This is a genomic window from uncultured Succinivibrio sp., from assembly GCF_902756765.1.
Classification (GTDB): domain Bacteria; phylum Pseudomonadota; class Gammaproteobacteria; order Enterobacterales; family Succinivibrionaceae; genus Succinivibrio.
This window is the reverse complement of the sequence record NZ_CACVSS010000037.1, coordinates 1-19935: the sequence shown is the minus strand read 5'-3', so window position 1 is coordinate 19935 and position 19935 is coordinate 1. Positions and strand designations below refer to the sequence as shown.

The window sequence follows — 19935 nt, the reverse complement described above, 5'->3', positions numbered from 1 at the left end:
CCTCGCACTTATGGTTCTTACAGAGGGACAGATTGTTCCTTTGAAAATCCCCAGAGCATCAATCTTATCTGTTTTCTGTAAGCCCAGAAAGGCTCTGATTGAAGCCGCCGGCATGATTCTGTACTTATGTCCAAGACTCTCAATAAATCTTGCCCAGTAATTACAGCCACCGCATGCTTCAAATCCAACCATCAAGGTTTGACTGAAAGGAGGATTATTTAGAAAATCCAGGAAAGCTTCACGAGATAAGGCTTTATTCTTAATCTTTTGCTTCTCGGTCAGATAGCAAACCTGAAATACTCTTGCTGCCAGATCAACTCCTACAGGAACATATCCTGCAGATAGCTGCATTGTGTATAGCGCAAGCTCGCCTTCGTTTAGCTTTTGAGAATTGCCTGCCATTGAATAGCTCCATTGTTGTTTGTTAAACAATCACACTATTCAATTTAAAGCTTCGGCCTAGGATTGAAACTTAAGACTGAATAATGCGGCTCAAGGAAGTACCGTTCATAATTTTCCTTGTCACCACATCATTCGCAAGATCATCCTAATATTCTTGAAAAGAGCGTATATTTTTCTTAAAATTTATGTATAATAATTATTAGTGTATTTTTATTTAAGCCTTCTTTTACTTCGCGATTATCTATGACAGGATTTGATATCGAACAGACTCTTTTAAAGTATGGAGACATCATCCATAAGAAAAGACCTGTATCCAAATATGTTAAAGCCTCTGCTGAACAGCGGGCCAGCCAGTTTATGCCTTTTGATGCTCTGACCGGATACTCTGACGCCATAGATGAAGTAGACAGAGTTACTGATGAAGCTCCCGATTTTGATGAAAACTCTCTGCAGTATCAGGAAATCAACGAAAAGATTACTGAACTAAAAAAAATTATCGAGAGAAAGCCAAAAGTAACCATGCGGATCTTTGTTCCGGACAGAGATAAGGCAGGAGGAGAATACAGGAATATAACCGGACATCTAAGAAGGATTGATGAAACCAATCGACTCTTCAGCTTTACAGATGCAAAAGACATCTACTTTGAGAACGTAGTCAGGATAACAATAGGATAAAGGCTTAAGACAATGGATACCACCTGCAGTAAATGCTCACCTGTTTATATAGCCATAGACTTAAAGTCATTCTATGCATCTGTTGAATGCGTGGACAGAAAACTTGATCCTATAACAGTTAATCTTGTGGTAGCGGATGCCTCCAGATCAAAAGGAACCATCTGTCTTGCTGTCTCCCCTTCTCTCAAGGCATTAGGCATACCTGGCAGACCTCGTCTGTTTGAAGTGATTCAGAAAGTAGATGATATAAACAGAAAAAGACTTACTGCACACAATCTTCAGCGCTTTGAGGGTAAATCCGTACTTCAGCACGAGCTTGAAGCTAATCCGGCCCTTGCTGTGGACTACATTATTGCTACTCCCAGAATGCAGCGCTACATGGAATACTCAACCAGGATTTATGATATCTACTGCAGCTTTATCGCCCCTGATGATATTGTTGTCTATTCAATTGATGAAGTCTTCATGGAGGTTTCAACCTATCTTAATGCCTATCAGTGTTCTCCTGAGGAACTGTGCATCAAGATCCTAAGAGAGGTTTATTCTCAGACAGGGCTTACTGCAACCGCAGGCATCGGCACCAATATGTTTCTGGCAAAAATAGCCATGGATGTCGTTGCCAAAAAGGCAACTCCCAATGAATTCGGAGTTCGTATGGCCTCCCTAAATGAAGATTCATACAGAAGGACCATGTGGAACCATACCCCGCTGTCTGATTTCTGGAGTATTGGGCCTGGCATTGAGAGAAGACTTGAGGCAATCGGAATCTATACCATGGGGGATCTGGCCCGGTGTTCCCTTGAAAATGAGGATCTGCTCTTCAGGGTATTTGGAGTCAGAGCAGAATTTCTTATTGATCATGCCTGGGGCTATGAAACAGCTACAATTCCTGACATCAAAAAAATTGTCCGGAGAAGAAAAAGCATGAGCCAGGGACAGGTATTGCCCCGTTCTTACACCAATGCTGAAGGAAAGGTCGTAATTCAGGAAATGACCGAGCAGCTATGTCTTGATCTGATGAAGGAGGGGCTGGTCTGCTCAAAGATAGTTATTGATGTAGGCTATGATAAGAACAATCATCCTAACCGGACAAACTCCCAGCAGAACAACAATTTCTATACCGACCAGTATGGAAGGCTTATTCCCAAACCTGCCCATGGCACCGTTACCCTGCCCTTTCCTACGGTATCCTTTTCTGTTGTAAACCATGCGGTTTTAGAGCTTTACTCAAGAATTACCGTTCCCTTTTACAATGTCAGAAAACTTAGAGTCTGCGCCATTGAACTCTTAGACACAGCTCAGCTTGAAGAACTTAATTCAAAACCCGCTGAGCCTTATCAGACCGATCTCTTTGCCCTGATTGATCCAGCGCCACAGGAGGAAAAGCAGGAGATTAACAGAGAAAAGGAAGAAAAGGAAATCAAAGCCCAGAAGGCAATGATGAAGATAAAAGAGAAATACGGAAAAAATGCAATACTGAAAGGAAACAACTTTGAGCAGGGAGCAACTGCCATTGAAAGAAACATGCAGATTGGAGGACACAAAGCCTAACCAATCTGCTATAACAACTATTTTGACTCTTCAGAAAGTCTTTTTGCAATCTTCAAAAACAGATCTGATGGATTATGCTTATACTGCGAAGGCTCATAAACTATATCAGGCTGCATCGAGATCATTTTAATTCTGCTGATAAGATGTCTTTCCATCTTTTCAACGGCACTAAGATTATTATTGTCACTATTGAATAGTTTCAGCTGTTCGTCGATGGAATAAACAGTATGAGCTTTCAGATCAAAAAGACAGAACTCATCAGAATAGTCCTTACTAGAATACAGTTTCAGGAAGTTCTTATAATATGAAACCAGAGATTTTGGATCTTTCTTCTGAATCTTTACGGCTCTATCGTACATTAACAGGAATCGAGCCATAGTCTGAGCATTCTTGTTTGCAAACTCTGAATCAGCAATGAAGAAAATTGGAACTATTGCATCAACCTGATCTGCTGAGGCAACTGACTTGAAGCCATTTGTCTGAGCCTCAAAGGTGGCAGGAGCCCAAAGGATCATCGCATCTCCGTTACCATCCTTCATATATTTTATAAAATCAGAAATATTTCCATCTACAACCTTAACATCTGAATAAGACAGACCGAAAAGATCCAGCCAGTTCGAAAGCACATAGGCTGCAGATGTCATCTTGCGGATAAAAATAGTTGAGTCTTTTATAGTCTCCTTTGAGCCGTAAACCTCAGGATAATCAGGATTTACACCTTTGACCTTCAGAAGCTTACTGTCAGGACGAACCATTATTTCAGTTGAGTGAGACTCATTATTACCTATACCTATATATGAAAAATCCAAACCTTTACCACCGATAATTGCAGGCACACAGCCCACACCGGCAATATCCCATGCTCCATTATTAACATGCTTATCATTTAAAAGATCAATTCCTGATACATCCTTTATATTAAGACTGATATCCAGCCCCAAATCCTTATCCCAGCCTTTTTCGATTCCGTACCATACGAGGAAAGCCTCATGCTCGAGCAGCAGTGAAACCTTAAGTTTTTTCAGGGAATCTTCAGCATGTACAGAAAAACAGCATAATAAAAAAGAAACAACCAGGTATCTTATAAATCTAGACAACATAACCTTCTTGCCTCGGTAACAAAATTACAGCTTCTAGAAGATAAGTTTAGTATATAACCGGTTAATGTATAGAATTAAACTTGATATCAGGTCACAATCGCCATTTTTAAGCTCTTTTTTCATTTCTAAACTTTGGCTTAACTCGCATTATTTATATGACTTTTGTAACAAATCACAAAAAATAAGCTGAAATTTAAGGCATAATTTGGAATATCACACATAATTATCTATGAAGTGGTATTGATTCTTACGGCCTCGCTCGTAAGGTCGTAAGTAAATAATAAAATTTAGGATAATCATTATGAATATGCTAAGTAAATTAAGCGTAAAGTCCAAGCTTCTGCTTGGTTTTGCAACAATAATTATATTTACAATCTTAATTTCAGTTATATCCCTCAAACAGTTATTTGCAAGCAATGATGTTATTGTTGATGTAAACGATATTCTGGGAGCCCGTCATGCAAGATCGCATAACGTCAGCACGGCTATGATTGAAGCGGATGCAATCAGCTTTGCACTGCAGAAAACCCCTGAATCATATGATCCTGCTGTACATGATGAACAGATTAGAGCAGCATCTCAGAAACTCTTTGATGTTACATCTGTACTGAAAGGCCAAAGTGATCCTCAGGCTACAGCAGATATGAAAGAGGGAGCCAAGATTTACACTGAACATCAGACCACTGACTTTATTGCAGCTCTCAAAGCTAAGGATAATGATAAAGTCCGCAATATTTATGATGTATGGCTGGCACCTAATTTTGACAGGGTCACCCACGCTGCTGATAAGATTTCAAGTAAGCAGATTGCACTTGCAAAAGCTAAAGTTGATTCCATTGCAAGTACAACTCCTATCATAGTCATTCTGGTTACAGCCTGTATTTCAATAGCAATCGCCATGATTATTGCTTTAACTCTTTCAAACTCTATCATCAACGCACTGAAGGTTGCCATGAAGGGGGCTGATGAAATAGCATCAGGTGATTTAACCCATGTAATCAAGCCAACCACTTCTGATGAAATCGGTACATTACTGGGACGCTTGGAAGCAATGCGTTCAAAGTGGCAGGGACTTGTCGGTACTATCAAACAGGCTGCTGTTGATGTAGAAAACAACATGAATACGATCAACAACATTACAGCTGAGATCAATGAAAGTGCCCAGAGCACTCAGAACAGAGCATTAACTGTTGCCGCAGCATCTGACGAGATGGTATCAACCACAGGTGATATTGCAAAGAACTGTGAAAGCGCAGCTGCTTCAGCAAATACTTCAAATCAGACTACCAATCAGGGTGTTAATGAGGTTGAATCAACCATTAACGCTATTCATGATCAGGTTGAAAGAAGCCGTACTGATGCTGAGCACATTAAAGCTCTGGTAGATCAGTCTCAGAAGATTGGAACTATTGTTCAGACTATTGAGGACATTGCTTCTCAGACCAATCTGCTGGCTCTGAATGCTGCTATTGAGGCAGCTCGTGCTGGTGAGGCAGGTAAGGGCTTCGCAGTGGTAGCAGATGAAGTTCGTTCTCTGGCATCTCGTACCGGTAGTTCAACTCAGGAAATTATTAAGATGGTAGGTCAGATTCAGAATGACGCTAATACCGCTAATGAATCAATGATCGCTTCCCTCGAAAACATGAATACATTGGCAACAAGAACTGGTGCAGTATCAGATCTGCTCAACAATGTATCCGCTCAGGTATCTGACGTTAACAGCCAGATTACTCAGATTGCAACTGCAGCTGAACAGCAGACTACTGCAACAGCTGAAATTTCAACCAATATGCAGGATATTACAGCATCAGCTCAGAATCTTGCAGCAAAGGTTCAGGAAGCTCAGGAATCTGTTACCAAGTCTGTTCATGAAATGCATAACCTAGTTCTTCAGGTTCGCGATCTGAAAGTATAAACAGAGTTCTCTTCTCCTAAGGCTCATCTGCGGATGGGCCTTTTTTATATCCGAAGTTGACCTGCTCCCCATGGCTAAACAAGGGGCTTCCGGCGGCAAAAATAAGGCTATAAACAAATTTAAGCTCAAAGCAGAGAAAAGAGATTATAGGAATGGTTTAAAAGTTTAAAGCAGTATTAAGAAAGGATTTGAAGATATGCAGGAACAAAAAACCTCTGCATAGGCAGAGGTTTTGAAATTCGAAAACGTATTAACGCTTTGAGTACTGTGGACGCTTACGAGCCTTGTGAAGACCAACCTTCTTACGCTCAACAGAACGTGCATCACGAGTTACGAAACCAGCCTTACGTAATGCAGGGCGGAATGACTCGTCGTACTGAATTAAAGCACGAGTAATGCCGTGACGGATTGCACCAGCCTGACCAGTGATACCACCACCTCTAACAGTGATGTATAAATCAACCTTGTCAGTTAACTCTAATAGCTCTAGAGGCTGTGAAACAACCATACGAGAAGTTGGACGACCGAAGTACTGATCTAAAGTCTTGCCGTTGATCTCTAATTTACCTGTACCCTGAGTTAGGAATACACGTGCGGTTGAGTCCTTACGACGACCGGTACCATAATACTGATTTGCTGCCATTTGCTAGTGCTCCTATAACTTGATAACCTGAGGCTGTTGAGCAGCATGATTATGTGACTCACCAGCATATACCTTTAGCTTACGGAACATAGCACGACCTAATGGTCCCTTTGGAAGCATACCGCGAACAGCTGTCTCGATAATATCTTCTGGCTTACGTGCTAAAAGCTTCTCGAAAGACTCTGACTTGATTCCACCTGGGAAACCAGTGTGGTGATAATACATCTTGTCAGTAGCCTTATTACCAGTAACCTTAACCTTAGAAGCGTTGATTACGATAACATAATCACCGGTATCCAGGAATGGAGTGTACTCTGGCTTGTGCTTACCGCGTAGGCGAATAGCAATCTCAGAAGCTAGGCGACCTAAAGTCTGACCCTCAGCATCAATAACTAACCAATCACGCTTAATAGTTGATGGTGTTGCAACGAAAGTTTTCATTAAAAAACCCTTTTTTATAAGGAATAATTTCCTTTAAAACCTTACAGATAAATATTTATCTGCTCTCTTTCCAAACAGGCTAATTTCTTAGTCTGCACCAAGTAACACGGGTGGGAAACCGGTTCCTCGGTTAGAGGGGCAATGGCATATTTTAAACAAAAAAGGGGGAATTATCAAATGAAATTTGATTTGTTTTTGGTAATTTTTTTGAAGCACAGATTTATTTGGAAAAGCACTTAAAAATCAGCATATTACATACACAACTAGATCTAACCTGCCCCAGGCTGGTTAAAATTGATATGTATAATAGCCTATACACAAAGTCTTATACAGCAAGGGAACAGAAAATCTTATTTGAGTTTGTTGTACTGATATAGAAATATTCCCATTACAGTAATAATGAAGATAGGAAGGAAATAACCTGTATCTGTTGCAAATTTCCACAGTACGATTAAAAATGCAAGTTCACATAACCACAGAACTCTTAATGGTATTCTTTTGGTTAGTGAAACATGTTGCGATGTTTCGCTGGCTCTATTCTTTTCTGAGTCTGGCATCACTCACTCCTTGTTTTTTTTCTGGACTGTTGTTTTTTCTGTTGTCCTTTTTTTGATTATGATCCTATTTTTTTCTAATAAATACCCTGTGTTTTCTCAAAAAACATAAAAAAAACTGATAAAAAAGCTCGTTTTTTGAATAAGTTCAAAAAAGTTGAGAGCATAATAAAGGAAAGAGCTTTGCTCCAAAAGATCGTAAAGAAAACGCTTACAAAACTGTGATTTTCATTCTCTGAATTTAACCAGATTTGCGCTGAATAGAATAGATAGGAGCTACTCCAGTATGTTAAAAGAATGTTGATGGTGAGCCGGAACAGGCAGGAAATTAAAAGAAAGACATCCAGAAAAAAAACTCTCTTCCCCACTATATTAAAGGAAGAGAGAGTAACCATGTTAGGATAACATAAGGATCTTATAAAGAATTATTAGCCAAGGTATTTCTTTAAAGTATTGCGAACTGCTCCAACAGAGGCAATTTCTTCACGGAAGATCTTCTCTATCTTCTCCCCTACTCCAGCCTCATACAGATCAACTCCGAAAATAACTTTATTAGAAAGAATTGGACGAACTTTTAAGCTGATGTCAGCATCTGAACCTAAGGTTATACCTTCTAGATATTTCTTAAGGGTCTCAAGTTGAGGATCATCAGATAAGACAAACTCTTTACCGTTGTCATCAATACCAAGAAGATAACGCAGCCATCCTGCTATTGCTAAAGGAAGAGCAACCAGCTTTGAGGTATCAAGGCCAAGACGAATGTAGCTCTTTAAAGTTTCACCAAAACGTACCGGAACCTTCTGTGAGGTATCTGTTGCAATACGCTGTGGAGTATCAGGCAGAGCTCGGTTTACAAGACGCTGTTCAATTACCTCAGAGAGGAAAGCTTCAGGATTTAGAATCTTAGGATCCTCAACAACCTTAAGGCCCTCATCATAGCCAAGCTTCTTAACCAGTGAAACCAGCTCCCTGTCATCCATTTCATCTGCAATCTTCTTATAGCCAAGTACACAGCCATATACAGCAAGCGCAGTATGCAGAGGGTTAAGACAGGTGGTAACCTTCATGCGTTCACACAGCTCAACACCTTTTTTAGTAGTAAACAGTACACCGGCCTTCTCCAGAGGAGGTCTTCCATTTGGGAAACGATCCTCTATTACCAGATACTGAGGCTTTTCTGCATTAACAAATGGAGCAATATAAGTACCCTTTGAGGTCTTTATGCTCTCCATGTCCTCTACCCCCAAATCCTTTAACATTTTTTCAATATCAGGATCAGGTCTTGGAGTAATCTTATCTATCATTGAACAAGGGAATGCTACAGTATTTTCATCCTTGAGATAATCTAAAAAGCCTTTCTCACAGAATCCGTTCTCTACCCATTTTTCTGCAATGGTTACAACCGAATGCTGCAGAATAGTTCCGTTGTTAGAACAGTTATCCATTGAAACCAGAGAGATAGGATACTTTCCGGCAAGATAACGCTCATATAAGAGAGCACAGGTTATGGACATACCGTGTTTTGCGCTCTTTGGACCATTTTTAAAATCTTCAAGGACTACTGGAGTAAATGAGCCGTCAATGCCCTTGAGAGAATAACCTTTTTCTGTAATGGTAAAGGACATAAGCTGCAGAGACTTATCTTTAAACATCTCAACAGCACGTGCCTCATCCGCCTTATCCTCTCCATTTAAAAGAAGATCACAGACAGTTGCGCCGATAACCTGCATCTTTGTTGAGGAATCAGGAAGCAGAGTTACTCCAAGTACCAGATTATCATGAGGCTTTTCGATTTTCTCTCTGGTTTCTCCGCTTCTTGTTGATAAAGTTACAATACCCCTGTCAGAAAGTTTTCTATTCAGAAGATCCTGCTGAACTGAAGCGATGAATGCATGGTAAATATTTCCTGCACCCATGTGAACCCATAAAGGATGCTCACAGGTTCTGCGACGAACTTCTGAAACAGAATACATAGGAAGTGCAATCGAAGCCTTCTCAAATGCACTCTTGTCCAGCTCAATTCCTTTTTCTGTAACTTTCATATTAAAGCGTAATCCTTATTCGTTATATCACTGCCCTGTTGTCAGGGCAGCAGTGAAAGACTTTGTTATTACCAGATTAAAGACTGTTCTGTTGAATAGATGTTGTCAGGGTAATTCATTCCCTTATCCTTACGGATTGCCTCTTCTAGTCCCTGCAGATAGGTTGCACCTAATGCTCTGTCATAAAGACCATAGCCTGGACGGGCTTTCTCGCCCCAGATCTCACGACCATGATCAGGACGAACAACACCGTTGAAACCAACTTCAACCAGAGCCTTCATAATCTCATACATATCCAGTGAACCTTCACGTGAAACATGAGAACTCTCATGGAACTGATGATCGCCGGTATGCTTTACGTTACGAACATGAGCAAAATGGATTCTGGAGCTGATTTCCTTGTTGCGGATAATCTTAGGAATATCATTAGCAGGATTGCTGCCTAAAGATCCGGTACATAAGGTAAAGCCGTTGTAAGGTGAACTGTTCATTCTTGCAATCTTTACCAGATCCTCTTCGCATTTGCAGATACGAGGCAGTCCAAATAAGTCATAGGCAGGATCATCCGGATGGACGCCCATCTTGATATTGTATTTCTCACAGGTTGGCATAATGGCATCTAAGAAATACTTAAAGTTTGCACGCAGATCATCTGCGGTCATTCCTGCGAATTTCTTGATTTCAGCGGTTATTTCGCTTCTGCGGTTAAGCTCCCAGCCTGGCATTTCAAAGCCATTTGAATTCTTGATGATGTAATCAAACATCTCTTCGGCACTTAATCCTTCACAGATTTTACCGTTATAGCCCAGAGCTGTTGAACCATCTTCCAGAGGCTGAGCCAGATCAGTTCTAGTCCAGTCAAAAACAGGCATAAAGTTATAACAGACAAGATGTATACCGCATTTACCAACAGCCTCAAGTGATTTGATATAGTTCTCAATATATTTGTCACGAGTGTTAGCACCATATTTAATATCCTCATGAACATTGATACTCTCAATGCCCATCAGCTTTAAGCCAGCCTTCTCAACAAAATGTTTACGCTCTAAAACTTTTTCCTCAGGCCAAACCTCACCTGCAGGAATTTCATGAAGTGCGGTGATAACGCCTTCCATACCACCAATCTGACGGATCTTATCTAAAGTAATAGGATCCTGCTCTGGACCATACCAGCGAAAGGACATATGCATCATATCTGACTGACTCCAATAATAATTCTTTAAATCTAATGCTGTTCTCTGACCATTCCCCCTGTTCAAGGGGAGAATGGACTTTTATAAATCTGATTTAGAATCAGACGTTGAAACCGAAATAACGGTTGGTGTTGTTGAAGGAAATATCCTCTACCATCTTACCTAGGAAATCCATATCCTCTGGATACATTCCCTTCTCAACATAAGTACCGATAAAGTTGCACATAATGCGGCGGAAATATTCATGTCTGGTGTAAGAGAGGAATGAACGTGAATCGGTCAGCATGCCAAGGAAGTTACCGAATACAGAGAGATTTGCAAAAGAAGTCATCTGATCAACCATTCCCTGATATGAATCATTGAACCACCATGCAGACCCCTGCTGAATCTTACCCTTGGCCTCTGGTCCCTGGAAAGCACCGATTGCAGTAGCAATAGGACCGTTATCAGCAGGATTCAATGAATACCAGATAGTCTTTGGAAGAGCGTTTCTCTGAGTAAGCTCGTTCATTAAAATACCGATTGCCTCGGCACATGGACGGTTGCCCATGTAGTCAAAACCAGTGTCTGCGCCAAGAAGTTTGAACATCTTGGTGTTTGGATCACGGATTGCTCCATAGTGAATCTGCATTACCCAGCCATACTTGGTGTAGCCTTCTGCCAGATGCAGAAGAATCATTGACTTGTAAGCCTCAATCTCCTCTGAAGTTAAAGCTTCATTAGCCAGACCTTTCTCATAGATTCTTTCAAGTTCACTGTCAGATACAACTTTGCAGTACGCATAATCAATACCGTGATCAGCAGCACGACAGCCCATATCGTTGAAGAACTTCATTCTCTCATCGATAGCCTCAAAGAATGCCTTGCAGGAATCAATCTTCTTGCCGGTCAGCTTTGAAATATGCTCTACATATGAAGCAAACTCAGGCTTTTCAATCTTCATTGCCTTGTCAGGACGCCATGCAGGTAAAACCTTGCAAGGTGCTGAACTGTCAGCAGCTATTTTCTTGTGCCACTCAAGTGAATCACCAGGATCATCGGTGGTACAGATTAACTTAACATTTGACTTGCGGATAATGTCACAGACTCTGAAGTTGTCGGAAGCTAACTTTTCATTGCACTTTTCCCAGATTTCCTTGCAGGTACGCTCGTTAAGAGGAGTAGAAATGTCAAAGTATCTCTGAAGCTCTAAATGGGTCCAATGGTACATTGGGTTAGCGAAAGCTAAAGGCAGAGATTTAGCGAAAGCCTCAAACTTCTCATAATCAGAGCTCTCAGAACCGGTAATCTGACTCTCAGGATAACCGTTTGATCTCATTACACGCCATTTGTAGTGGTCGCCGGACAGCCATGCATCAGTAATGTTTCTGAACTTATAGTTCTCAGCAATCTGCTGTGGATTGATATGGCAGTGGTAATCAATGATAGGCATTTTTGCAGCATGTTCATGATAAAGTCTGCAGGCTGTGTCATTTTCAAGCATAAAATCCTTATCTAAAAACTTTTTCATTTTTAAATCTCGCTAATTAAATATGAATTAAACTGGTTCAGGATCCGCATCAGCATGCGGATCGCATTTAAGAAATCAGAAAGTTACGGCGTCAATCCGAGCATATCTTTTGAAACAGGACCTAAAGCTTCTGGGTAACCTGCCAGGTATGCAAGATAACTGGATAGGAATGGCAGATATGTGATCATCATTAACACCATGAAGATCAGTGCATAGTAAGGTAATAAAGGCTTAATTACCCTCTCAATGGTTGTCTTTCCAACCTTAACACCCACAAACAGAATGTTGCCTACAGGTGGAGTAATCAGACCAATACATAGGTTGAAGGTAATAATGATACCGAACTCAACTGGTGAAATACCGCATGACTGTGCAATTGGCAGGAAGATTGGGGTAAAGATCAGAACTGCAGGAGTGGTATCCAGGAAGGTACCAACAAACAGCAGCACAATATTGATGATCAGCATGATCACAATCTTGCTCTCTGAAACGCCTCTTAAAAGCTCACCTACAGCATCAGGGATATTAACAAATGAAATTACCCATGACATGATTGAGGATACGCCAATCAGAAGAATAATAATGCCTGTCATCTGTACTGAATTTGCATAAATCTTAAGCAGTTTCTTAAGATTGATGGTACGGTAGCATAAAGACAGAATCAGAGAATAAACTACTGCAACAATAGCACCTTCGGTTGCGGTGAAAGCACCAGCTACGATACCGCCAATAACCAGCACAATCAATAACAGTGATGGAAGAGCATCAAAGGTGATCTTCATTGCGATTGGTAAAGTGATCTTCTGGGAATCCTTCTTGTAACCTCTGCGGTGAGCAAGGAAACCAGCAAGAATCATGCAGACTAAGCCCCATAGAATACCAGGGATATAACCTGCGATAAATAAAGCTGCAACAGAGGTACCGCCTGATACCAGTGCGTAGGTAATTAAAACATTGCTTGGTGGAATTAAAAGTCCGGTAGGAGCTGTGGCAATATTTACGGTTGCCATATAATCACGCTCATAACCTTCCTTCTCGGCAATAGGGCCAACAATTGAACCCATGGCAGAAGCAGCTGCAACACCAGAACCGGAAATTGCACCGAACATCATGTTAGCCATAGCATTAGTATGAGCATAACAGCCTGGTAATCTGCCAACCAGAAGACGGGCGAAGTTCATCAGACGCAGTGCAATACCGCCCTGATTCATGATATCGCCAGCCAGAATAAAGAATGGAATAGCAATCAGAGTAAATACAGAGATACCGGTGAAGGTACGCTGTGCGCCTGTCTGCAGCATCATGTCAAAGTCCAGAGCAACTCCACCTGCAACTACTGATGAAATAGCAATTGCAATACAGATTGGAGTTCCAAGGATCAGTAGACCGACGAGGCAAACAGCCAAAAGAATACTTACAATAACAGTCATATCTGTCTTCCTTAAATGAGGGGAGAACCTCTCCCCTCCGTTTATAAGAATCGTGGTTGAATCAGGGAATTATGACTCTGCACTGACACCGTAGCGGTCAACGTCAGGAGAGGATAATACCTTGAATATGTCTAATAGATTTAGGAGACCGTACAGGCAGATAATTACACCCGAAATTGGGAGAACTGCGTACATGAATCCCATACTGATACCCAGAGATGCTGTTTCCTGGGAGAAATTCTCAGTAGACATGATGTAACCACCATAGATCAGAAGCGAAACTGCGGTAAGCATTACACAAAGTTCAGAAAAAATGTCCAGATAGGCCTTTTTTCTGCCTGTAAATTTGGCAGAGAAGAAGGTCATGCAAAGATGACCTCTCTTGCCGAAGACACTAGCTGCACCAAGGATTGAAAGCCAGGTGAAGCTATAGGTTACTATTTCCTCAGAGATTGTACTTGGGGAATTAAAGAAGTAACGGGTTACAATCTGGTAAGTACCTACAATGGTCATCTCAATGAAGAGAACAACACATATGGTAATCAGTACCTTGTCCAGAATTTGTCTTAGGCTTTGCATTTATCGCTCCGTTTTATGAATTATTTATTGTTTGATGCGTCAAAGGCTGAAGCTTTATCGTACATAGCCTTCATAGCTGGGTTTTCATTTAGAAGCTGCTGGTGTAAAGGTAGAACCTTCTCACGGAATGCATTAGCATCAACATCAATGAAGGTTACGCCCATCTTCTTAGCCTGTTCTTTAGCCTCAGCAATTCTCTTGTGCCAAGCCTCGAACTCTGCCTTCTGAGCTTCCTTGGCTGCATCCTCGAATAACTTACGATCCTCGTCGCTTAACTTTGAAAGGAACTTCTCTGAAGCAACAATCAGATCAGGACACATCTGGTGACCATCATATGAGAAGTACTTGCAAACCTCACCGTGCTTCTGATCGGTAAGAGCTAGCTCATTGTTCTCTGCACCGTCAATAACACCCTGCTGTAAAGCAGAATAAACTTCACCGAAGCTCATTGGAGTTGCAGCTGCACCGAAGGCTTCCATCATCTTAACGTTGGTAGGACCAGCCTGAACACGGAACTTCTTGCCCTTCAGATCGTCAACTGTGTTGATTGGGGTCTTTGAGTAGAAATTACGGGTACCGGCAGTAAAAGCGCCTAATGGTCTGAAACCATCCTTCTGAGCATCTGAGCCTAACTCAGAAAGAACTTCTGGATCAGTAATAAACTTTTCAAAGTTATCTTCTGAGGTAAACAGGAAAGGAACTGAGAATACTGCATACTTCTTGTTGAATGATTCAATGTTTGCAGTTGATACTGACAGGAACTGAACAGAATTCATCTTAACCAGCTCAAGAACCTTCTCATTAGCACCTAATGAACTGTTAGGGAAAATTCTAACGTCGTACTTGTCACCAGCCTTGCTCTCAACAAAGTTCTTGAAAGCAACAAAACCGATATGGTCTGGGTGAGTCTCAATCTGAGTGTGAGAAATACGAACAGTGGTCTTTGCCTCAGCTGAAGCTGCAAAGCCTAAAATAGAAGCAACAGCTAATGCGGTTCCAAGAATTTTCTTAATACTCATAATAATCTCCTTATGATTAGGTAGTTTTTAGTTAAATATAAATAAACAAAGTTGCTTGAATAGGGATTCGAAATATATTCTGCCCCCGGAAATCTTAGGATCTGATATCCTTAACCTTCTTGAGAATATCTCTGCAGGCAGCACTGATCCCCTCATAATCCTCGGCCTTTACCATCTTAGGATCTGGTACAAAGCTTCCGCCTACTGCGGCGACGTTCTTGAGGCTCAGATACTCTGAAAGGTTGTCCAGATTTACTCCGCCTGTTGGCACAAACTTGATTGAAGCATAAGGACCTGCCAGTGCCTTTAAGGTCTTAGTGCCGCCATAGGCTGCTGCAGGGAAGAACTTAACAACCTCTAAACCGAAGTCTAAAGCCTGCTCCAGATCTGATGGAGTTACGGTACCTGGACAGATGGCCAGATTATGCTTTAAGCACCAGTCCACAACCTTTGGATTAAAACCTGGGGTAATTACAAACTTGCCACCGTTATCCAGGGTTGCCCATGCCTGATCAACATTGTGAACAGTACCTGAGCCAACCAGCATGTTAGGACATTCCTCAGCCATGATTCTGATTGCATCAGCCGCTGCTGCAGTACGGAAGGTAACCTCTGCAATAGGAATTCCACCGTCACATAATGCCTGAGCTAAAGGAGCTGCCTGTTTTGCATCCTCAAGGACAACCAGAGGCACAATGCCGACTGATTCAATATCGCTTAAAACTTTAAATTTCATCTTTATCTCCTAAAAATCTCTGCGCTTGTGAGATGACATAAATTCCTTCAGTTGCTCAGGTGTTGGCAGACCTTCATTGTCCCCAGTGAAGGTACACTGAATTGCGCCGATGGCACAGCCGCGCTCAACAGCCTTATCAAAATCAATTCCTTCCATAAGACCTGACAGCACTCCGGCAGCAAAACCATCACCGGCACCTACGGTATCTACAACCTTATCGATAATAAAGCCGGCAACCTTACCGCTCTTGTCAGGAGTAGAATAAAAGGCACCCTGAGGGCCGCACTTAACAATAACGCTCTTTGCACCAAGCTTCTGGTAAAATGCTGCAATTTTTTCTGGTTCTGATGAACCGCATAAAATATCTCCCTCACCGTCACCTGGCATTACCAGATCAGCCTTTGAGGCCAGCTCATTGAGGGTCTTGACCATCAGTTCACGGCTGGACCATAACTGAGGTCTTAGGTTAGGATCAAAGGAAATATAAAGACCCGCCTTACGGCCTAGCTCAATCATTTTGTAGACGGCCTTCAGGGTAGTCTCTGAAAGAGCAGGTGCAATGCCTGTAAGGTGAATGTGAGAGAATCTGGTAAAATCAATCTTTTCAACATCACTCTCAGATAGAGTTGATGCAGCAGAACCAGCTCTGAAATAGAAAATCTGAGGATCGCCTTTTGAGACCTTTCCCTTCATCATGAAACCTGTACGCTCTTTTGATGAATAGCTTACAAGTCCAGAATCAATTCCATTTCCTCTTAAAGTTGATTCAATCAGTTTTCCAAAAGGATCATCTCCAAGCTTGGTTAGATAGGAAACTTTAAGACCAAGTCTTGAAATTCCGGTTGCAACGTTGAATTCTGCACCTGCAACTGCCAGTGAATAATCTCTAACAGTCTCCAGAGCACCTTCCTGCTTTGCAATCAGGAGGCCCATTGGCTCTCCTACAAGCAGCAACCCTTTTGCCATAGAATACTCCTATATCCTTTTTACAAAACTAATATTGATTTTTTCTTATTTGATTAACCAGTCCATTAAGGCTGGCTGATAATATTATTTAGAATTTAAAGCTAAACAGCTTCTGTAATGGCCTATGCGCTGACAAATCCTGCTAACTTAAAATCTTTGCACATAGTCTAAACAGGGACAGAAGAACATCAAAACAAAAATTATTTGATGTGGTAATGGAAAGTTGGTTCCATTGTTGCTCTTTGTCATGTGTATCTAAATAAATTATTTTTATGTTTCTATAAAAGCAACGATTGTGCCAATTATTTATTTTATTGAAAATTAAAGATAATTTTATTTGATGTTTATAGATGAAACGTTTTGGATATTAAACTGTGTTCCAAAACGTTTCAGTTTGAAACTTTTAGACTTGATATGTATCACACAAAACAAATCTGACATTTTTGTATAGTAGCTAATCGCTTAGACCAAGAGCCTTAAGCTTTCTCCACAAGGAAGTTCTTGATATTCCAGCAAGTTTTGCAACCTCAGCATTTGAATGACGTTCTAGCATATAACGATAATACTCCTTCTCAATCTCAGAAAGAGGCATATCATCCTTAAAATTCAGAACCTGACTACCACCTTCTCCTCCGGCAGAAACCACTTCCTTGTCATGATTTAATATATTTAAAACATTAGATACTTTGATCTCGTCACCGTAAAAAGACAGTGCCTCTGCAAAGTTACGCAGTTCACGGACATTACCCGGCCAAGAATAGCCTAAAAGAACAGATCGGATGCTGTCGTCAAACTCAATATCCTCTTCATTCTTATGAAGGAATTCTGCCATAAATGCCTTAAACAGCACCAGAACATCCCTTCCTCGCTCACGTAAAGGAGGAATGGTCAGCTGCAGAACATTAAGTCTATAGTAAAGATCATATCTGAACTTACCCTGTTCACATAAAGGCAGGATCTTTTTGTTAGAAGCACAGATAATACGAATATCCAGAGGAATAATGCGATCATCTCCGATACGCATAACCTCACGTTCCTGAATCACACGAAGGAACTGACTCTGAACCTCAAGAGGGATTTCTGTGATCTCATCGAGAAAGATGGTTCCGCCCTGAGCCAGCTCAAACAGTCCTTTCTTACCAGAGCTGCGTGCTCCAGTGAAGGCACCTTCTGCATAACCGAACAGCTCAGATGCCACCAGCCCCTGAGGAAGAGAGGCACAGTTGACTGAAACAAAAGGCTTTTTAGAGCGAGGAGAATTATTATGAATACTCTGAGCGAATCCTTCCTTACCCACACCGGTTTCTCCAAAAAGCATAACTGTTGAATCAGAATTAGAAAAACGTTTGGCCAGCGCTACGGCATCTTCCATAACTAGAGATTCAAATCTGATATCCTTAAAGCTACGTCGGGCAAAAAGACCTTTCTCATAAGTGGAAATCTTAATATTTTTCGCATTTTCCTCAATTGCAGTGCTATCCTGCATGATTACTACATTACTGCTGGTTTTGTTTCCCGAAATAAATTTATTTCCAGATAATGGAATACTGCGAAACAGAACCTTGTTCTTATTAAGGTTAACAACTCTTGGAACACTGTTTGCCCTATTCATATACTCTTCAAGTTTGTGAAACCACTGCTCCTTAGACTCAGGCTGCATCAGCTTAAAGGCACACTCGTTGTAAATTGCAGGCTTGTTGTCTGAATCAAAAAAAATCACACCTTCATCAATGTTATCAAGAACAGATTCCATACACTCGAAATTCTTCTGGCTGACATTAAGATATTCGAGCAGTTCCAATGCCTGAAGAATAACTTTTTTAATAGAGAAGAAGTCTGACTCTAAAGGCTCCACAATCAGATTATGGGATTTGGCTGTTTCTATAGCCAGAACACAGCCTAAAACACCGTCTGTTCCACTGTCAACTCGACGTTCAACTGTTGAAATAATATCTTCTGTGTTTTTGCAGGGATTAAGTGTGACCTTTACGTCTCCAACATTGAACTCAGCATGGGTAAGACCTATAAAGTTATGCTGACTTATCACACTGATATTCTTGCATCTCTTTTCAATCAGCTTACTGATTCCGCGCTGTATTTCATAAAAAGAGGCAGTTATATCAACAACCGATAGTCCCTTTACTCCGCGAAGGAGATCTGCGGTACCACTTCGGCTGATTGCAACCTTGCATGAAGGGTATTTATGCAGCAGTTCAACCGCCTCATAGTCAATTGCCTCTTCCACTGGAATTGAAAGATTCATTTGAGAAATGGCATTTGTAGCTAGTGCTGCGATTCTGGAATTAGGAGCAAAAAATACGATTGAATCCTTCATATTAAACGCCTTTTGACTGCTTTTGAGTAAAAATTGAAAAATACTATTAATATGTTCAGATGTTATTTATGTCGTAACACAAAAAAAATATTACAATAAAAAAACATCTTCTAAAAAATCAGCGACTAGATTTTTGTGAACCTATTCATAAAATAATGTTTACTTTTTAAACACCTTGAAACATTATTTTTGCACACTTTGTTTAATTTTGAAACATCAATCTTTAAATTTCCTTTATTTTCAGCATATTCTCATCTTGGCATAAACGTTGCTTTTTACTGTTTAGGTTCGTAACAACATAACGACCATTTTTAATAACAATCTAAATTTAAACATAAGGAATACATAAATGTATTCGCCTCTAGAATTACGCTTAGAAAGCAGTTTCTCAATCCTATCAATTCGATTTGGTTTGGGAAGGCTGTTCTTAAAAAGACTGTTAACAGCCCCCATAAGCTCGACGAGCTCTCTCAGGCCCTTGTGTTTTTTACTGACCATGGTGCAGACATGCTTAAAGTTGAAATCGGATTTTAAGTAAAAAAGCACAAACCTATATACAGTGAAAACTGCAGACATCTATAAGTTACAAAATTAAAGTTAATTCAAAACGGACAACAAAATGACAAAACTAAACCTTGCATTAAAACCAGAGTGCAAATCTGATCTTCCAGTAAAGGCAATTCAGTTCGGAGAAGGTAATTTTATCCGCTGCTTTATCGACTGGATGGTCTACCACATGAACAAACAGAACCTGTTCAACGGAAGAGTAATTGCGGTTCAGCCAACACCAAGGGGAAGAACTGTACCGGTACTCAAAGAGCAGGACTGCCTCTTCACTGCAATT

16 protein-coding genes and 2 pseudogenes are annotated in these 19935 nt (G+C 40.8%); 4 read left to right on the top strand and 14 right to left on the bottom strand.

Annotated features, from left to right (window positions below; genetic code table 11):
- Positions 1-402 (bottom strand): annotated as a pseudogene (locus QZU45_RS06795) (hypothetical protein); the annotation flags it as partial.
- A gap of 243 nt (positions 403-645) precedes the next feature.
- Between QZU45_RS06795 and QZU45_RS06790 the strand changes: the two are divergent.
- Positions 646-1077 (top strand): hypothetical protein, encoded by a 432-nt coding sequence (locus QZU45_RS06790; protein ID WP_295353315.1) that lies wholly within the window; start codon positions 646-648, stop codon positions 1075-1077.
- 12 nt (positions 1078-1089) lie between these two features.
- Positions 1090-2628, top strand: coding sequence for a hypothetical protein (locus tag QZU45_RS06785; RefSeq protein WP_295353312.1), 1539 nt, complete (start codon positions 1090-1092; stop codon positions 2626-2628).
- 17 nt (positions 2629-2645) lie between these two features.
- Here the strand turns inward: QZU45_RS06785 and QZU45_RS06780 are convergent, their stop codons facing one another.
- Positions 2646-3728, bottom strand: a complete 1083-nt coding sequence (locus tag QZU45_RS06780) for an ABC transporter substrate-binding protein (RefSeq protein ID WP_295353309.1) — start codon at positions 3726-3728, stop codon at positions 2646-2648.
- A gap of 301 nt (positions 3729-4029) precedes the next feature.
- Between QZU45_RS06780 and QZU45_RS06775 the strand changes: the two genes are divergently transcribed.
- Positions 4030-5643 (top strand): methyl-accepting chemotaxis protein, encoded by a 1614-nt coding sequence (locus QZU45_RS06775; RefSeq protein WP_295353306.1) that lies wholly within the window; start codon positions 4030-4032, stop codon positions 5641-5643.
- A 250-nt stretch (positions 5644-5893) separates the two neighbouring features.
- Here QZU45_RS06775 and rpsI read toward each other — a convergent pair whose 3' ends face one another.
- The 12 genes from rpsI to QZU45_RS06715 form a co-directional block, all read right to left on the bottom strand.
- Positions 5894-6286 carry a 30S ribosomal protein S9 gene (rpsI, locus tag QZU45_RS06770; protein WP_074841463.1) on the bottom strand — a complete coding sequence of 131 codons (393 nt, stop codon included), beginning with the start codon at positions 6284-6286 and terminating at the stop codon, positions 5894-5896.
- A gap of 12 nt (positions 6287-6298) precedes the next feature.
- Positions 6299-6727: a 50S ribosomal protein L13 gene (gene rplM / locus QZU45_RS06765; protein WP_295353303.1), complete on the bottom strand. Its 429-nt coding sequence runs from the start codon at positions 6725-6727 to the stop codon at positions 6299-6301.
- Positions 6728-7077: 350 nt separating this feature from the next.
- Positions 7078-7284: a hypothetical protein gene (locus QZU45_RS06760; protein WP_295001541.1), complete on the bottom strand. Its 207-nt coding sequence runs from the start codon at positions 7282-7284 to the stop codon at positions 7078-7080.
- 425 nt (positions 7285-7709) lie between these two features.
- The gene (locus tag QZU45_RS06755; RefSeq protein ID WP_295353299.1) at positions 7710-9323 is read right to left on the bottom strand and encodes a mannitol dehydrogenase family protein; all 1614 of its coding nucleotides are present in this window, start codon (positions 9321-9323) and stop codon (positions 7710-7712) included.
- Positions 9324-9391: 68 nt separating this feature from the next.
- Positions 9392-10516, bottom strand: coding sequence for a mannonate dehydratase (locus QZU45_RS06750; RefSeq protein WP_197017889.1), 1125 nt, complete (start codon positions 10514-10516; stop codon positions 9392-9394).
- Between the two features lie 100 nt (positions 10517-10616).
- The gene (gene uxaC, locus QZU45_RS06745) at positions 10617-12026 is read right to left on the bottom strand and encodes a glucuronate isomerase (protein ID WP_295353293.1); all 1410 of its coding nucleotides are present in this window, start codon (positions 12024-12026) and stop codon (positions 10617-10619) included.
- Positions 12027-12109: 83 nt separating this feature from the next.
- A complete protein-coding gene (locus tag QZU45_RS06740; RefSeq protein ID WP_295353289.1) occupies positions 12110-13456 on the bottom strand; it encodes a TRAP transporter large permease in 1347 nt (448 codons plus the stop codon).
- Positions 13457-13525: 69 nt separating this feature from the next.
- The gene (locus QZU45_RS06735; protein ID WP_074841469.1) at positions 13526-14035 is read right to left on the bottom strand and encodes a TRAP transporter small permease; all 510 of its coding nucleotides are present in this window, start codon (positions 14033-14035) and stop codon (positions 13526-13528) included.
- A gap of 20 nt (positions 14036-14055) precedes the next feature.
- Positions 14056-15054 carry a TRAP transporter substrate-binding protein gene (locus tag QZU45_RS06730; protein ID WP_295353286.1) on the bottom strand — a complete coding sequence of 333 codons (999 nt, stop codon included), beginning with the start codon at positions 15052-15054 and terminating at the stop codon, positions 14056-14058.
- Between the two features lie 94 nt (positions 15055-15148).
- Complete coding sequence (gene eda, locus QZU45_RS06725) at positions 15149-15790, bottom strand: bifunctional 4-hydroxy-2-oxoglutarate aldolase/2-dehydro-3-deoxy-phosphogluconate aldolase (protein WP_295353283.1); 642 nt, start codon at positions 15788-15790, stop codon at positions 15149-15151.
- A 9-nt stretch (positions 15791-15799) separates the two neighbouring features.
- On the bottom strand, positions 15800-16756 hold the full coding sequence (locus QZU45_RS06720; protein WP_295353280.1) for a sugar kinase: 957 nt from the start codon (positions 16754-16756) through the stop codon (positions 15800-15802).
- Positions 16757-17210: 454 nt separating this feature from the next.
- Positions 17211-19091, bottom strand: coding sequence for a sigma 54-interacting transcriptional regulator (locus tag QZU45_RS06715; RefSeq protein WP_295353277.1), 1881 nt, complete (start codon positions 19089-19091; stop codon positions 17211-17213).
- Positions 19092-19710: 619 nt separating this feature from the next.
- On the opposite strand from QZU45_RS06715, the pseudogene QZU45_RS06710 reads away from it, so the two are divergent.
- Positions 19711-19935, top strand: a pseudogene (locus QZU45_RS06710) (mannitol dehydrogenase); the annotation flags it as partial.

Coding starts and splice junctions, on each gene's coding strand:
- QZU45_RS06790 (WP_295353315.1), top strand. CDS start 646: ATGACAGGATTTGATATCGAACAGACTCTTTTAAAGTATGGAGACATC.
- QZU45_RS06785 (WP_295353312.1), top strand. CDS start 1,090: ATGGATACCACCTGCAGTAAATGCTCACCTGTTTATATAGCCATAGAC.
- QZU45_RS06780 (WP_295353309.1), bottom strand. CDS start 3,728: ATGTTGTCTAGATTTATAAGATACCTGGTTGTTTCTTTTTTATTATGC.
- QZU45_RS06775 (WP_295353306.1), top strand. CDS start 4,030: ATGAATATGCTAAGTAAATTAAGCGTAAAGTCCAAGCTTCTGCTTGGT.
- rpsI (WP_074841463.1), bottom strand. CDS start 6,286: ATGGCAGCAAATCAGTATTATGGTACCGGTCGTCGTAAGGACTCAACC.
- rplM (WP_295353303.1), bottom strand. CDS start 6,727: ATGAAAACTTTCGTTGCAACACCATCAACTATTAAGCGTGATTGGTTA.
- QZU45_RS06760 (WP_295001541.1), bottom strand. CDS start 7,284: ATGCCAGACTCAGAAAAGAATAGAGCCAGCGAAACATCGCAACATGTT.
- QZU45_RS06755 (WP_295353299.1), bottom strand. CDS start 9,323: ATGAAAGTTACAGAAAAAGGAATTGAGCTGGACAAGAGTGCATTTGAG.
- QZU45_RS06750 (WP_197017889.1), bottom strand. CDS start 10,516: ATGATGCATATGTCCTTTCGCTGGTATGGTCCAGAGCAGGATCCTATT.
- uxaC (WP_295353293.1), bottom strand. CDS start 12,026: ATGAAAAAGTTTTTAGATAAGGATTTTATGCTTGAAAATGACACAGCC.
- QZU45_RS06740 (WP_295353289.1), bottom strand. CDS start 13,456: ATGACTGTTATTGTAAGTATTCTTTTGGCTGTTTGCCTCGTCGGTCTA.
- QZU45_RS06735 (WP_074841469.1), bottom strand. CDS start 14,035: ATGCAAAGCCTAAGACAAATTCTGGACAAGGTACTGATTACCATATGT.
- QZU45_RS06730 (WP_295353286.1), bottom strand. CDS start 15,054: ATGAGTATTAAGAAAATTCTTGGAACCGCATTAGCTGTTGCTTCTATT.
- eda (WP_295353283.1), bottom strand. CDS start 15,790: ATGAAATTTAAAGTTTTAAGCGATATTGAATCAGTCGGCATTGTGCCT.
- QZU45_RS06720 (WP_295353280.1), bottom strand. CDS start 16,756: ATGGCAAAAGGGTTGCTGCTTGTAGGAGAGCCAATGGGCCTCCTGATT.
- QZU45_RS06715 (WP_295353277.1), bottom strand. CDS start 19,091: ATGAAGGATTCAATCGTATTTTTTGCTCCTAATTCCAGAATCGCAGCA.